Here is a 17,011-nt window from a genome sequence, read left to right on the forward strand (position 1 = left end):
TCTAAGATTGGGGTGAACAAATGCGTAAACCAAGTCTATTTTTAGTATTAGTTCTCATTGTTGATCTTTTTTCTTCCTGTGGGGGAGTTCTTTATCCCTCGCATAGCAGGGCATCTGCGGCTGCATCAAATCTTATGCTTAACGGAAGCTTTGAGAATACAACGACAGCCCTTGACTCAACCTGGACAGGGGTTACAGACGCTGCTCCGGTGGGCTGGAGCTTATGGGTCCCTACAGGTAGCGGGAAAGGCACGAATAAAACAGCGAATATCAAGATAGACGCTGGCACTGCGCATGAAGGAACCCGGTCCATGCTGTTCGATGCCTTTGCCACAAGCAGGATTTCCATCAATCAGGGGGTAACTTCGGTTATCCCCGGTAAATCCTACAGACTTAAAGTCTGGCTAAAGACGGACAACGTCACTGGACAGGGAGCCCACTTTAGAACACAGTATTACAATACTGCCAAAGTGGGAGATGGACCTTCCTCTCCCAAAATAACAGGCACACAGGACTGGAGTATGCAGCAAGTACTTCTAACTATGCCGGCTAACGCGACGAAGCTAGTCATCGAGCCTTTTTTGGAGACTGGAAAAGGAAAGCTATGGATAGATGATATCGCATTGGAGGAATATGCGGGTCTTACAGGAATTGCGCTAGACCGTACGGCCTTTTCTATGGTCAAAGGGGACACGGTTGCACTTCTGCCCACTTTATCCCCTATAACGGCGGTGGATAAAACGGTAGTGTGGACTTCGAGCAATCCAGAAGCTGCGACTGTGGACGCACTTGGTAATGTAATGGGTACGGGGATCGGCTCTTCGACCATCAAGATCGCCACACCGGATGGTAGCCTTGCAGCCGAATGTCTGGTTACTGTCGAAGCTCCCGACACGATACAGGCCTACAATAAACTGAGGCTGAAATGGTACGACCGATTAAGTGGTGGTCAATACGATGGGAGTGATCCTGATATAGCTGCTAGTATTAGCGCTCAGGCTGCATCGGCTGCTGCACTTTGGGAGAGTATGGATAAATCCTCCGGCCGCACCTCCTTGTGGAGTGATACCGCGAGCACTACAGATTCGCAGTTTATTACAAGCGCTTACAATCGCTTGAAGACTATGGCATTGGCCTATTCTGTGGAGGGATCGGAGCTTTACGGCAACAGCGTTTTGGTGAATGATATTGTAAGCGCAATCAATTGGATGTATACAAACCGCTATAATCCGAGCAAAAGCGCTTATGGGAACTGGTGGGACTGGGAGATTGGCACGCCGCAGATTGTGAATGATCTTATGGTGCTCATGTATGACCATCTAACACCGCAGCAAATCAATCAGTATCTTGCGGCTATTGATGCCTTCTGTCCAGACCCAAAAGTAGGGTCGGTGCTTGGCGTTAAGGGCACGAAGATGACGGGAGCAAATCTACTAGATAAAGCGCTTGTGGTCACGGTAAGAGGCGTGATTGGCAACAACAGTGCAAAGATCATTCAGGGCCGTGATTCCATTGGCTCCGAGTATGTGTACACGACCCATGGTGACGGTGTGTATAAGGATGGTTCCCTCGTTCAGCATAATAATATTGCCTATACGGGAGGATATGGTTCGGTCTGGCTCAAAGGGACGGCGGATATGTCTTATCTGCTGACCGATTCTCCATGGCCAATAACGGACCCGAATGTTCTGAACATTTACGAATGGGTGGCTCAGACTTACGAGCCGGTGATCTACAACGGTCAATTTATGGATTCGGTAAATGGCAGAGGTATATCTAGAAAAGGAAGCGGCAGCGCAAGAGGGTTAATTGTCACCTTGCTGCGGATGGCTGAAACTGCTCCGGAGAATATTGCAGTATCCATTAAGCAAGCGGTGAAAGAATGGATCTCAGCGAATATGACATCCGGCAATTATTATGAAGGGTTGTCGCTTGCCGATATAACGATTGTGAAAAAGCTGATGAATGACGGGAAGATCAATCCAAGAGGAGCTCTCATTAAGAATCAGGTATTCGCCGGCATGGACCGGGTGGTTCATCTACGCGAAGGTTACGGCTTCGGCTTGAGTCTGTTCTCGAATCGCATCTCGGCGTTTGAGAAAGGGAACAACGAGAACCTGAAAGGATGGTATACGGGGATTGGAATGACCTATTTATACAATCAGGATCTGACCCAATACCGCAATGACTTCTGGCCTACCGTCAATTCCTACCGCTTGTCTGGCACGACAACGGATGGATCGGGGCAGGGAATGGTGCCTGTGGAATGGAAAAGTTACATGAATCCGAAAACCTGGGTGGGTGGATCGTCGCTGGAAGGCCTATACGGTGCAGCAGGTATGGATTTCTCACTCTCCCAAGTGACCGGTAGCGATTTGCAAGGCAAGAAATCCTGGTTTATGTTCGATGATGAGATTGTGGCGCTTGGTTCGGGAATTTCCAAATCAACTGCCGGCCCGCAGTCTGTTGAGACGATTATCGATAACCGGATGCTAAACGAAGTGGGAAACAACAAACTTCTAATCAACGGAGCTGTAGAACCGTCACAGTCCGGATGGTCAGCGACGTTAAAGAACGTTCAATGGGCCCATCTGGAGGGTAATGTGCCAGGTTCCGACGTGGGCTACTATTTCCCTGAAGCTCCAAGTATACTGGCGCAACGTGAAGCCAGAACCGGCAGTTGGAAAGAGATTAATGCCACTCAATCCGATGTTCCCATTACGCGCAACTACTTAAGCCTGGCAGTTGAGCATGGAGATACGCCTACGAATGGCTCATACTCCTATGTTCTGTTGCCTAATCGTGACATTGCCGGTACTGAAGACTATAGTGGCAACCCGGATATCGAAGTGCTGAGCAACAGCAAGGATGTGCATGCAGTCAGAGAGAAAAAGCTGGGCATAACCGCCGCTAATTTCTGGAATGCCGGAACGGTGGATTTCATCAAGGCACGCAATCCAGCTTCCGTGATGATTCAGCAGACCGATCAGGAGCTTATCGTTTCGGTGTCTGATCCTACACAATCGCAAAACCTATTGGCCCTAGAACTGGATGTGCCGGGGTTGACATTGCTCAGCAAAGACAGCAAGACGGAAGTAGTGCAAGCTTCGGCAAATACAGTTATAACGGTGGATGTGAAGAATTCTATAGGGGCAACGCATGTATTGAAATTTAATATTACTGAAGGAGAGACTCCAAAAGACGAATATGACGAGCTTCGTGGAAGATGGGTGGAGTATTTGACCGGAGGGCAATCCTTCGACCCGAATAACCCGGACATTGCCAAGTCTATAAAAACTTTATCCGATAAGATCAGTAATCAGGAGCGAACTGGATTCTGGGATACGATGAACAAGCAAATGAACCGTACTTATTTATGGAGCGATAAGCCGGGCAGCACAGCGGATGCTTTTGATACGGCAGCCTCTTATAACCGGTTGAAGGATATGGCTATTGCCTTTTCGACATCCGGCTCACCATTGTACGAGAATATGCAGTTGAAATCAGATATTCTGGATGGTTTAGATTTCCTATACGCGAATTGGTATAACGAAACCAAACTGGAGAAAGGCAATTGGTTCGAATGGGAGATCGGCATTCCGCTTGCATTGGGAGATACGATGGCCTTAATGTTCGAGTATTTGTCAGCCGATCAGATTACCAAATATACCAAAGCCATTGATAAATTCTGCCCGGACCCAACCAAACGGACCAATCAACCCTCGTTGATGGAAACCGGCGCGAATCGGCTGGATAAAGCACTGGCAGTGGTCTTGAGGGGCATTTATAATCGTGACAGCGCGAAGATCAAACAAGGGCGGGATGCGGTTAGCCAAGTATTACCCTATGTGACCCGCGGAGACGGATTTTATGAGGACGGCTCCTTTATCCAGCATAATAATATTGCTTATACCGGCAGTTATGGGGCTGTGTTGCTTGGCGATATGATGAAAATGATGACTTTGCTGACAGGGTCCTCTTGGCCGCTGACTGATACCAATATGAAGAATGTATACAACTGGGTAACGGATTCTTATGAACCTCTTGTCTACAGAAAATTAATGATGGATATGGTGTTCGGTAGATCGATAGCCCGGGGAAACCGGCAGCTCGTGCCTTGGTCGCATATTTTGCGGCTGGCTTCTTCCGCGCCACCGGAGCAAGCGGCCCGATTTAAATCGATGGTGAAGTATTGGTTCGAAGCCGATACGGTAGTAGAAAGTTATTACGACGGTCTAAGAGTAGCCGATATTGTTCTGCTCCAGACGCTTATGGACGATCCAGAGGTGCAGCCATCAGGAGACCTTACTGTGCACAAACAGTTTTCGGCTATGGACCGGATTGTCCACCATCGGCCTGGATATGCCTTTGGGATCAGCATGTCTTCGGCCCGAATCGCCAACTATGAAGCCGGGACGGAGAACCTGAAGGGTTGGTATACAGGCGAAGGCATGACCTATCTGTATAACGAGGATCTAGATCAATATGCTGATGCGTTCTGGCCGACCGTGAACGCTTACCGTCTACCTGGGGTTACCTCAGATGGGGCAACACGCGGTGCAGCCAAGACTACATCAAAAACATGGGTGGGAGGATCATCCATAGACGGCCTTTATGGAGCGGCCGGCATGGATCTGGATCCGGATAACAGCACATTGTCCGGTAAAAAGTCCTGGTTCATGTTCGATGATGAAATCGTAGCGCTTGGGGCAGGCATTACAAGCACAGATAACCGCAAGGTGGAGACCATCGTAGATAACCGTAAGCTCAAGGCGAGCGGAGACAATGTACTTACGGTCAACGGAGAGGCCAAGCCATCCGCGCTGGGTTGGTCTGAGTCAATGAATCAGGTGCATTGGGCACATCTGGAAGGCAATGTTCCCGGCTCGGGAATCGGTTATTATTTCCCTGATGCCCCAACGATTGACGGTCTGCGTGAGTCTCGGACTGGCGCATGGAAGGATATTAATCAAGGGGGATCAACGGAGCCGATTACGAGAAATTATGCCAGCCTGTCGATTGCTCAGGGAACGAATCCGGTGAATCAATCGTATTCGTATGTGCTTCTGCCGAATCAGGATGAAACGGCGACAGCGCGCTATAGCAGTAGTCCTGACATCGAAATTATAGCCAACACGGATAGTGTGCAAGCCGTCAAGGAACAGAAGCTGGGACTTATGGCTATGAACTTCTGGGTACCGGGAATGATCGAATCCGTGCGCGCCAATCATCCAGCCTCCATTATTATCAAGGAGTCTGGAGATGAACTGACGATAGCCATTTCGGATCCGACACAGTCTCAATCTGTGGTGAATGTGGATGTCGGCAGAACCGCGCTGGAAGAACTGATGAAAGATCCAACCGTAACGGTACTGCAGACCTCGCCGAGGATTGAACTCGCAATTCATACAAGCGGGTCCAAAGGAAAAAGCCATGTTGTCAAGTTCAGAATTGATCCGAATGCCGAACCTTCTGAGCCTTCCGATTCGGAACCAGACGAAGCGGCAATAACGAAGCTGTATGTTTCTGAAGATGCGTATGTCAATGGAGGATCGAAAGCTGCAGTCAATTATAGTTCGGTCAATTACTTGCAAATCAGAAATGGCAGCGGGGACACAGACAGAAGGGTTTATCTAAAATTCGATCTGAGTCCGTTTGTCGGCGAAGTCGGTTCTGTGAAGCTGAATGTGTTCGGAAAGACAAATGACGGGGCAGGCACTTTGTCCGATATCGGTGTATTTGGAGTCCAAGATGATGATTGGACGGAGGCAACGCTAAATTACAATAATGCTCCAAAAATCGGTACTCAAGCTGCGCTGCAGACTTTTTCCGGACCGGAGCAGTGGCGGCAGTTCGATATCACCTCATGGGTTGGCACGGAGTTCCCTTCCGATCCGGTGATAAGTCTGGCTCTTAGGCAGGTAGGCTATAATCTCGCCACAGACATAAGAAGCCGTAAGAATGAGAATGGCAAATATGCCGCGTATCTGGAAATTTTGCCGAAAGATACAACACCTCCAGTCACGAAGGCTACCATACTTGGAGAAACAGGAGAAGGGGGCGCATATAAGGGCAAAGTCAATATCACTTTTGATGTCACCGACCAATCCAATGGGGGAGCTGTCGGCTGGGGAGTCAAGCGGACAGAATACCGGCTCAATGGTGGTGCATGGAATACGGTTACTCAGAGCGTATATATCGAGAAGCCCGGAACCTTCGGGATTGATTATCGTTCGGTGGATAAGGCTGGTAATGTAGAGCCGTTCCGACAGCTTCAGGTGACGGTCATGGAGCCTACAGAAAGAGTCTCAACGGCAATTAGCGGTCCGGAAAGCCTGGGTGTCGGGGAGACCGGAACGGTGGTTACTTCGGTAGTGTACAGCGATGGCAGCCGTTATATAGTAACCGAAGGTATAGTCTATGAGAGCAGCGATCCTAACGTCGCAAGTATAGGCAAAGATGGCCATATTGAAGCCAAAGGCCCGGGCGTTTCGGTTATTTCATCCGTATATGACAACACGACCGCTTCCTATTTATTAAAGGTGTATGAACAACTGCCGGAGCTCGTCTCTATTTCGTTAAGCGGTCCGACATCCTTGGAAATAGGGCAGAGCGGTAAGGTGGTCACAACGGCGGTATATAGTGATGATAGCCACCTTACGGTAACCGAGGGTGTGATCTACGAGAGCAGTAACAGGAAGGTAGCCACAGTAACGGCAACGGGGCAGCTGCAAGCACTTGATCCGGGCATGACTGTGATTACTGCAAGTTACGGAGGACGGCAGAGCAGTCTGACGCTTCAGATTCTACAAGCGGAAGACAATACTTCAACTGTTCCGAGTCCGCAACCACAAGTGCCTTCCGTACCGGAGGTGACGGCGGGGCGGCTGCAACTAAACGCAGCTTCGTTGAACGATCTTTCGGCAGCCATTGTCTACGAGGGTAAATTAAGAATGCTAGTATTGCCGGGGATGGCAGCAGACATGCTCAAACAGAAGCCGCTTCGGGTAGAGGCTTCTAACTTTAATGTGACCCTTCCGGCAGTGGTGCTTCAACAATTGCGGGGTTTGATTCCTGCGGAGCAATTGGCCGGTAGCCAGATCTTTCTGGAGGCTTCTGAGGTGAATGGGGAAGCGGCGCAGAGAATACTAGCTAGCGCAGAGAAGAAATCTGGTGCAGTGCTAAACCAGGCAGGAGAGTTCCTTTTCTTTAACCTGTATATTGTTGCTGGTGACGGTACAAGAAGCATACTTCACCAATTTGTTGAGCCCGTTACATTAGAGCTTAACGCCTACCCTGAGGCCAAAAGGAATTTGCTCGGCGGCTATTATTTTCCGGATTCCGGAAATATAGAGTATGCGGGCGGTTCCTGGCTGAAGGGCAAGGTGGCTTTGCGCACCGAACACTTAGGCACATATGCCGTGCTGGAATACAACAAATCGTATGACGATGTTCCTTCTGGACATTGGGCGGCGGCGGTTGTACAAGAGCTAACGGCCAAACATCTGATTCAAGGAGTCGGACTTCGGAATTTCGAGCCGAACCGGTCAGTGACCCGTGCAGAATTTACAGCTATGCTGATCCGCTTGCTGGGACTTGAAGGGAAATCATCTACAGCGTTTGCGGATGTATCTGCGGATGAGTGGTATGCGGAGGAAGTGGCGCAGGCTGTAGAGGCGGGGATAGTCCATGGGGTGAGTGAGACTCTCTTCGCTCCAGAAGCCCCTATTACCCGCCAAGAGATGGCGGTCATGGTGATGCGAGCCTACCAATATGTCAGCGGGAAAAAGGTGGAACCAAAGCCTGTAATCCAATTCGGTGACTTGCGTGCGGCTGCCTCATGGGCCCGTGAATCGATCATTGCTGCCCAAGCCCTTGGACTTATCCAGGGTCGAAGTGACCAGCAATTCGCTCCGGGAGGCTCAGCAACTCGAGCTGAGAGTGCAATGGTTCTATACAATCTTTTAGCAATTAAGACTGAAAAGTAAGAATTTGAAGCCAGGGCTTTGGGAAGGTTCAGTAGAACCATTCCAGAGCCCTTTTGGCGTTTAGAGAAATCGGCAGGTTTGGATGGGCAGAGCTTTCGTTGAGGTTTCATTTCACCTTAGTTTGTGAATAATGGGGGATTGAATAGGAAGGGAGCATTAGAGATGCAGGTGTATATGGACATTGTGCTTAGGGCCTTTGTTGCTATGATCATGCTTTTGCTGATCGCCAAAATATTGGGAAAACAAACGTTATCTAACTTGACCTTCCACGATTTCGTGACGGGTATTATATTGGGCTCAATAGCCGCGAACTTGGCGTTTAATAAACAGCTGCATTCTTCCTACATGATCCTGGCGCTTATAGTCGTTACCGTTACATCTTTTTTACTATCTATCATCGCTTTAAAAAGTCGTAAAATGAGAAGCTGGATTTCAGGTTCACCCACTGTACTTATTGAGGATGGGAAAATTCTTGAGCAAAATATGAAAAAGGTAAGGTATTCGTTGGACTCTTTGGATCAGGCATTGAGAGAAAAGGAAATTTTTAATCTAGAGGTAGTAGAATACGCTGTGCTGGAAGATAACGGAATGGTATCTGTATTAAAGAAACAAGAGTACCAATATGTTACCCGAAAAGATCTAAAGCTGTTGTCCGTTCCTCAGAGCTTTCCCGTTGAATTGATTATGGATGGAATAGTGCTTGCAGATAATCTTAAGGATAATAGCCTGACCCACGAGTGGCTGGAGAACGAGTTAAGACGTAAGGGAAAACAAATTTCTGATGTGTTTTACGGGGTGAGAGGAACGCAGCAGCAGCTCATTTTTGACTATTATGAAGACGGGATAAAGAAACCTATTGATAAAGAATAGCTTTTATTCATATTGGAGATTGACGGATGCCTAAGCAGCGTCTTATAATGTTTATATAATTATTAATTAGTTAATAAAAATATAAACGTTGAGAGGCGGTATTTAACCATGGCAGAACGTGCGATCCTTAATACTGACATTCGCAAAGGGACGATTAACAGAAATATTTACGGACATTTTTCTGAGCATCTAGGCCGTTGTATTTATGAAGGGATTTGGGTTGGAGAAGATTCAACTATTCCTAACACCAACGGCATTCGTAATGATGTCGTGAAAGCGCTTAAGGAAATTAAAATTCCTGTACTTCGCTGGCCAGGCGGCTGTTTCGCAGATGAATATCACTGGAAAGATGGTATCGGAGCCCGTGAAGGTCGTAAACGTATGATCAACACTCACTGGGGCGGAACCGTTGAGAACAACCATTTTGGTACACATGAATTCATGGAATTATGTGAGATGCTGGAATGTGAGCCTTACATTAACGGTAATGTGGGCAGTGGTACCGTTCAAGAGATGTCCGAATGGGTGGAGTATTTAACCTTTGGAGGCGTATCTCCAATGTCCGAGCTTCGCCAGCAGAATGGCCATCAAGAGCCTTGGGCTGTGACTTATTTTGGCGTGGGGAATGAGAACTGGGGCTGCGGCGGGAATATGCGTCCAGAATATTATGCAGATCTTTATCGCCAATATCAGACGTATGTACGTAATTACGGGGACAATCGTATTCACCGGATTGCTTGTGGTCCTAACGTGGATGATTATCACTGGATGGAGGTTCTGATGCGTGAGGCAACACGCTTTATGGACTCGATTACCCTGCATTATTATACAATCCCTGGTCCAGCATGGGAGAATAAAGGTGCAGCTACAGGCTTTGAAACGAGTGAATGGTTTAGTACATTAGAGAAAGCCCTTCGCATGGATGAGCTGATCACCAGACATGGCGTTATTATGGATAAATATGATCCGGATAAAAGAGTAGGTCTTATCGTAGATGAGTGGGGAACTTGGTATGATGTAGAGCCGGGAACAAATCCAGGATTCCTGTATCAACAAAATTCAATTCGGGATGCTCTTGTAGCAGGCGTGACCTTGAATATTTTCCATAAACATAGTGACCGGGTACGGATGGCAAATATTGCGCAGACGATTAACGTACTTCAGGCAGTTATATTGACCGAAGGGGAAAAGATGGTGCTGACTCCTACGTATCATGTGTTCAATATGTTTAAAGTCCATCAGGATGCGGAGTTGCTGGATTTGGCACTGGAAAGTGGCACTTACAGCTTTGAAGGCCGTGAGATTCCTGAAGTATCTGCTTCGGCTTCCGTAACTGCTTCTGGAATCATTCATGTCAGCCTTTGCAACTTGAACCATGCAGCTTCTGCTACTGTACCACTCGAGCTTCGTGGTCTTTCCGGGAAGAAGGTTGAAGTGACAGGCACAACACTTGCCGGTGACAAAATTGATGCTCACAATACCTTCAGCCAACCGGAGGCAGTAGTGCCGCAAGCCTTCACTGCCTTTACTCTGGAGGGCGATCTTCTTAATGTTGAACTGCCTCCAATGTCAGTAACTGTGCTGGAGATTACGCCGAAGGCTTAAGGTGGTGTTACCATGTCAACAACATCAACATGCAAGGGATGCAGAGAGGATTATAAAGTTACGCCAACGCAGATTAATCGTATCTTGTCTTCTTCCATGTTTAAGCCAGAGTTTTGTGTTCCAGATGAAGTTTACGCTGAACGGGTTGCCCTTTGTGGGACTTGCCCTAAGCTGCACGAAGGGGTAACTTGCGTCGCTTGCGGTTGCATCATCCCCGTAGTAGCCAAGCTTAAGGAACGTAGTTGTCCATTACCCGGGGGTGGCTTGTGGGGCCCCTTTATCGAAAAGAATTAAGCTAAAATAAGAGCCGCATTCGACTCTCCAATGGGAGGTGAATGCGGCTTTATTCTTGGTTATCCGTATAGAACAATTCAACGATTAGATCTTCATTGTAATTTCCAAAACCTTTGCCAAAAAGAGTAATCCCGCCAATATGCTCGGCATCTTCATCTACGGAAAGCTTAAAAGACCACTGTTTGTCACGGATATTCACTTGATCAAGGGTAACTTCTGAGAGCTTCAAACCATCCATAAATGTACCTTTTGCTGTAATGCGCAGCTGCTTGAGCAAGCCGTATTGGTTCGTGAGTGCTGGCCACCAGGCCGGTGTATATTTACCACGGCTATCCCCGTAGTCACCGGGACTTGTCCAGAATCCAAGCTTCACTCCGTTCAGAGTGAATGTGATATCCGAAGGCCAATTATTATTAATGGAAGGTGCTTCGGAAGCAATTTCCATGGTTATAATCAATTCCTCAGGATGCTGGCTGGAGAGTAGGAAATTAGGGGTTTTATATTCAATAAATCCTTTGCCGAACCAAAGAATCCCCGCATTCATACGCTCAAGATCCCAGAAATATCGGGGATCATCAAAACTGCCGATCACTTTCTCAGTAGTTGCAAGACCACAGGTTGGCTCGATCAGGAAGTCGGAATAATGTCCAACCGGAATTTCCTTACGATAACTTTTGCGCTCATTGATTTGTCTGCCTGGAAAGGTGATTTCTGCTCCTTCAGCAGCTAGAGTACAGATCTTTTGCAGACCACTTCGACCAGGTGCCATATGCGTCTGGATCAGGCCGGCAGCTTCCAGCTTACGCACATGCATAGTCATAATTGCGCTGCTCAAATTTACTGCTGCGGCCAATTCCTTAACATTCATAGGATTTTCGGCAAGCAAACGCAACATGTGTAGGCGTACTGAGCTGGCTAAAGCTTCATAGACGGGAAGGGATTCTTCCGACAGGTCAAGTTTCATAAATGGCCTCCAATTAAAATTTATGGGCTAATCGCCGATGATTAAGAAATTTATTAATAACAATATAAAAATCGACGTTTATCTCGGACGTATAGTTAATGATTATATTAGTTAAATACTTTTTTTACAATATGGGACTTTAAAAAAAGAACGGAGCCTGTGGCTCCGCTCTCTCTTTTCAAATCAAGTCTTGCTTAATCTACGTTCGAGCTATACTCTGCCTGTACTTCATCTGACTTGAGCGCTCTGCTGTAAATCTTCAGTTCATCAATCATACCCTTAAATGGTGCATCCCAATAGTTGACGCCTAGAGCGAAAACGCCATTCTTATTCTTAAAGACATTCGGGAAGCCCTCACCAGAGAACTGCTCTACTCCGTTGAGGTAAACTTTTACGGTTCCATTGCTGACCGTAAACGCAACATGTGTCCATGTATTTACTGGAATCTTCATGGCAGAAATAGCATCATACCAAGCTTCTCCGGACCATAACAACGTTTTACCGCCACCGTTCTGAGGAACGAAGCTAATCCAGCTATTTTTAGTGGCAGCGCCGAAGAAAGTAGTTGTTGCATCTGTCAGTTGTTCAGGGTTTAGCCACATAGATACGGTGTAGGTATTGCTGTCAATTAATCCATCAGGCAAACGGATACCGGAGGTACCGTTGAATATTGCAGCTTGACCGAGGACACCGTTACCGTATGTGATATTGCCTACTGTTGGGCTATCTACTTTTGCTCCTGTAACTTCGCCTTTTCCGTTCAATTGGAAGGAGTCATCCAGGTCGCCATCAAAAGCATAATGAGCTACTTTTCCATCAGTTACATTTACTGTGTAGCTGGCTGAAACTTCGCTTCCATCAGTCGCTGTTGCAGTAATTACAGCTTGGCCACCGACAGTTAGTGCTGTTACTATTCCGCTCGCTGCGTCAACAGCCACTACGCTGGAATCGCTAGAGCTCCAAGTTAGCGCCTTATTTCCGGCATTGGTCGGAAGCACACTTACTTGAGGGGTGAAAGTATTTCCTACAGCTACTGATTTAACAGCTTCACTGAATGAAATATTACTTACTTTGATGTTCGTATCAGGCTCACCGTTTACAAGCCAGCCTACAGCTTCCGCAGACAATGCTCTATCATACACGCGGAATTTATCAACCAAACCTTTGTAGGGTGCATCCCAATAGTTCACACCAAGAGCAAATACGCCGTCTTCTGTATCAAAAATATCTGTGAATCCTTTTCCGGAGGATTTCAATACACCATTTACATACATATTGACTGTTCCAGCATTGTAAGTGAAGGCTACATGCGTCCACTGGTTAACTGGAATTTGTAAGCCTGTATCAGCATCTAGCCAAGTATCGCTACCGAACCAGAGTCTAGTGGTTGCTCCACCGTTTCCATAAGGCAGGAGACTGAACCAGTTCGTTTCGGTTTTAGCACCGAAGAATACAGGAGTAAAAGCTTTTAATTCGGATGGATTCAGCCACATCCCTACTGAGTATGCGCTACTTTGAATTAATCTGTCAGGTAGACGAACACCGGATTTGCCATCAAACTTGGCTGCCTGACCGTCTTTACCAGCCTCAAAAGTGATGTCTCCATCCTCAGTGTTGTTGATCAGATTTCCGGTGACTATGCCGTCAGCTGTACGATCACCATTTTCTGCAAGGTCGCCATCAAAGTCAAAGGCAGCTACTAAGCCGTCTTCCAGTTGCGTGCTCTTTTTTTCCATAACAACGGCGGTGAAGGTTTTAGTTACTGCGACTTCGCCCAGCTTAATTGTAGCAGTCAGTTCAACTGTAGCGTTTCCAAGTCCAAGTTCAGGACGAGTAACCTTACCATTGTTACCAATTACAGCCTCATTGGAAGAGGACCATGAAATTTCTGCTCCGCGCAAGCCTTCCGTAGGGAGGGTGATGTCATCGTATATTTTTCTTGTGTCACCAATACTCAAGCCTGCAGCAATATTGTTCAAAATCTGCTCAACGCTCATCGATTCCATCTGGCTGCCCCAGATAGTGATTCCTTGATCTGACATTGCGGTGAACGTCATAACATGCTGTTGGCGTGAGGAATCCCATTGCTTCACAAATACACCTTTGTAGAGATGTTGTACGGTGTTTCCATTTTCCGTTTCGTTAATAAGCAAATGAGCGAAGTACTCATCCTTCAATTCCCAAGTTCCGGTTAACGATCCAGCGATCGTTCCGTCACTTTTCAGCTCGATATCTACTGTGGGTTTGATGATGCCTGAAACATCTTTGCCGTGGTTAACGAACTGATAAGAGCCGACAACATTATCCCGTGCTACAGCCCCAATAGTTTCACCCGTGTAACGATGTACGGCAGTTACTGGCCAGCCATCTTCGTTAGTGAACATTTGATGCACACGAAGTTCATGTGTTTCACCACGGAGTGGGAAACGAGTGTGGAAGAAGTTAAATATTTTACCCGTTTCATCATCATATTGTACCGAGTTATGTCCTGAGGACACATAACCATACGTTTGGAAATTCGGGTCTGCATTTTGATTTGTAAACATGAAGTTTCCTAATAGCTTATTACCATATGGTGTGTTGTCACCATCGGTAGTTAGAACAGCATTCTGTCCTGCTGCATCCGTATAAGGGCCGTCCGGATTTGTTGAACGGAACTGCCGCATGCTGTAACCGCCTTTGGAGTCAAGTCCACCGTAAGTTACATACAAGAAGTAGTAACCAGTATCCTTGTCGTAAACGATATACGGACCTTCACCCGATTTGGTCATTCCGCCAGAAATATGGGTTCCGAAATAGCGGTCGATAAGACGTCCATCAGCGGTCTTTCCATCTTTGCCTGGATATTTAGGTTCTCCGGTAGCTGGATCAATCTCCAGAATGAATATACCACCTGACCATGAACCATAAGTCATCCAAAGCTTGTTGTCTTTGTCGTAGAAAATAGTTGGGTCAATTGCATTTGTATAGGTTTTGTTTTGGTACAAACCACCTGCATTAAACCAATCTGGATTGACACCTTCCAGCGTTCCATTGCCGATAAGGTCCTTGATATTTGTATTGTCCCATTTCTTATTTACTTTACTGTCACTGTCATAAGCCTCTTCCTTGGTGAAACCGGAATAAATTACGGTATTTCCATAAGTATAAGGCCCTTCGATATTTTGCGAAGTGGCGTAGCCAATCGCCGAACGGATATAAGTAGAAGAAGCGCTGTAATACATCATATAAGCGCCAGTTGTTCCATCAGCGTTCTTATAATCGTTATTCCAGAATACGTCCGGTGCCCAGATGGAGAATCCGCCTTTACTGTCCGAATCGTTCTCGCCAGCCCATTTAAAGGATTCTGCCAGATTCTTGGACAGATCACCAAAAATCACGTTGCCCGGTGTTGTATAACCATTAGTGAACTGTGTCCAGTTCATCAGATCATCTGATTTGGCCGCATCGATATGGGAGCCAAATACATAATAAGTTCCATTATCCACAACCACCGATGGATCATGCACCGAGACATTGGTGAGTGCTGGTGCAGTTGCTCCCGGACTAGGTGTAGCCGTCGGACTAGGCGTAGCCGTCGGATTTGGTGTAGCTGTTGGATTTGGTGTAGCCGTTGGATCTGGTGTAGCAGTTGGAGCCGGAGTAGCTGTAACTTCCGGAGCTGATGTAGCAACAGAACCGCCGTTAGATCCACCAGTACCAGTGGTTGCCGTAGCCGTTGGAGTTGGTGTTTCAAAATGGATTAGCTGACTGTACTTGCTATCAAAGATAACCTTACCCGTGCCTTGGATGGTTAGGATATCGTTGAAACCAAGGATTAGATTCTTGATTTCCGTACCTGCCTCTACACGCAGCTTGGCTTTTTGCTTCAGTGTAACTTCAGCAATACTGCCTGCTGTCAGATGGAGTGTAGGCTCTCCCAACGCTTGAAGCTCAACGGAATCAAAGCTTCCTTTCAGCTTGAGGATGGAATCCTTAGGCAGCGTATTCTCAACAATAACCCGGCTGAAACCTGCCCCCGTTAATGCATCTTCCTCTAGTATTGCACCGGAATGTACGCGTACGTTTGGTACAGCACTTGTGCCTCTAGTAACGACGCGCAGCTTGCCGTTATGCTTATCTACTACCATTTCAGCAGCATTGGAGTCGCTTAGTACGACACTGTTCTCACCGCCACCGGCAACGAATACTTTTCCCTTAACAGTGACATTATTCAGTGTGACATCGCCCTCAGCAATACCTTCGGTAAGGTAGAGATTCCCTGAGATTGTGGAGTTTTTCAACTCTACGCCTGGGCTGCTGATAACCATATTCCGAGTGTTAATCCCCGAATAGCTTCCGCTCTTAGGTGTGATTTCTCCGCCCAGCTTCTCAATCATGCGCAGTGCTTCCGCTCTTGTTACAGCCTGAGTTCCTTTAAAGCTGCCGTCAGTGTAGCCTTGCAGATAACCTTCACCAAGTAAAGACAATACTGCTTCTTGGCTCCATTCTGGCAAATCAGCAGCATCCTTTGGTGCAGAAGTGCCAACAGATGAGTTGAGTTGGAACAGTCTGTATAACATTACTGCAGCTTCTTGACGACTTACTTGCTGTGCGGGTCGGAAGGTGCCATCGCTGTATCCTGTCACATATCCTGCAGCGGTTGCTTTTTGGATATCGCTGTAGTAAGCACCTGTCGTGGAAACATCCGTGAAGCCAATTTCGGCTTTTTCCTGCAAATTAAAGACCCGATTAACCAGAGTAACCCACTCTGCACGGTTGATTTCTTGATTTGGCTTATATATTCCGTTTCCGTAACCCAGAATCAAGCCCTTATCTACCCAAGATTGAAAATCCTTCTGTGCCCAGTGGCCGGAATAATCGGCGATTTGTTGCTGAGTGGATAATGCGACTGATTTGGAATCGCTTGCAGAAGCTGCAGAAATTAATGGAGCAGGCACTAATAGAGTGAGTGCAAGCAGGGAAGCGGTTAGTTTACCAGTAGTTTTTCTCAAATGTATGATCCTCCGATTCTAGTGATGTAGAGCTTGTACACGCGTATTTTTCCAATTCCTCCCTTCTTTACTGAAAAAAATGTAAAACGCTTACATAAATAGCTACTAAAAAAACGCTTTCGTATATGAAAATGGTTTTAATTTATGTATTACTAAACCATAACAAGGAAAACGTTTTATAATGCTCTCATTTTAAGCATGATATCAGCAAATAGTCAAATAGAAATTTATAAATCTGTGAATCTTTTTATATTTTTATAAATTATAATTTCAAATAAGAGGAAAATGATTTAACT

At 46.7% G+C, this 17,011-nt stretch carries 6 protein-coding genes; 4 read left to right on the top strand and 2 right to left on the bottom strand.

Annotated elements, in window-relative coordinates:
- The first annotated feature begins 20 nt into the window (after positions 1-20).
- The 4 genes from PODO_RS29920 to PODO_RS30465 all read left to right on the top strand — a co-directional run bounded on the left by PODO_RS29920 (position 21) and on the right by PODO_RS30465 (position 10,757).
- Entirely contained in the window at positions 21-7,988 is a 7,968-nt protein-coding gene (locus PODO_RS29920; protein ID WP_052096874.1) for a polysaccharide lyase family 8 super-sandwich domain-containing protein, read from the top strand.
- A 162-nt stretch (positions 7,989-8,150) separates the two neighbouring features.
- Positions 8,151-8,858, top strand: a complete 708-nt coding sequence (locus PODO_RS07625; protein WP_038569493.1) for a DUF421 domain-containing protein — start codon at positions 8,151-8,153, stop codon at positions 8,856-8,858.
- Positions 8,859-8,966: 108 nt separating this feature from the next.
- Positions 8,967-10,463 carry an alpha-N-arabinofuranosidase gene (locus PODO_RS07630; protein ID WP_038569495.1) on the top strand — a complete coding sequence of 499 codons (1,497 nt, stop codon included), beginning with the start codon at positions 8,967-8,969 and terminating at the stop codon, positions 10,461-10,463.
- Between the two features lie 12 nt (positions 10,464-10,475).
- Complete coding sequence (locus PODO_RS30465; protein WP_076100542.1) at positions 10,476-10,757, top strand: DUF6171 family protein; 282 nt, start codon at positions 10,476-10,478, stop codon at positions 10,755-10,757.
- 49 nt (positions 10,758-10,806) lie between these two features.
- Here PODO_RS30465 and PODO_RS07635 read toward each other — a convergent pair whose 3' ends face one another.
- Together PODO_RS07635 and PODO_RS30470 are read right to left on the bottom strand one after the other, a co-directional pair.
- The gene (locus PODO_RS07635) at positions 10,807-11,721 is read right to left on the bottom strand and encodes an ArsR/SmtB family transcription factor (RefSeq protein ID WP_038569496.1); all 915 of its coding nucleotides are present in this window, start codon (positions 11,719-11,721) and stop codon (positions 10,807-10,809) included.
- A gap of 194 nt (positions 11,722-11,915) precedes the next feature.
- Positions 11,916-16,715 (bottom strand): LamG-like jellyroll fold domain-containing protein, encoded by a 4,800-nt coding sequence (locus tag PODO_RS30470; protein ID WP_080742434.1) that lies wholly within the window; start codon positions 16,713-16,715, stop codon positions 11,916-11,918.
- Between the last annotated feature and the right edge of the window lie 296 nt (positions 16,716-17,011).

The organism is Paenibacillus odorifer (assembly GCF_000758725.1).
GTDB classification, from domain to species: domain Bacteria; phylum Bacillota; class Bacilli; order Paenibacillales; family Paenibacillaceae; genus Paenibacillus_AQ; species Paenibacillus_AQ odorifer.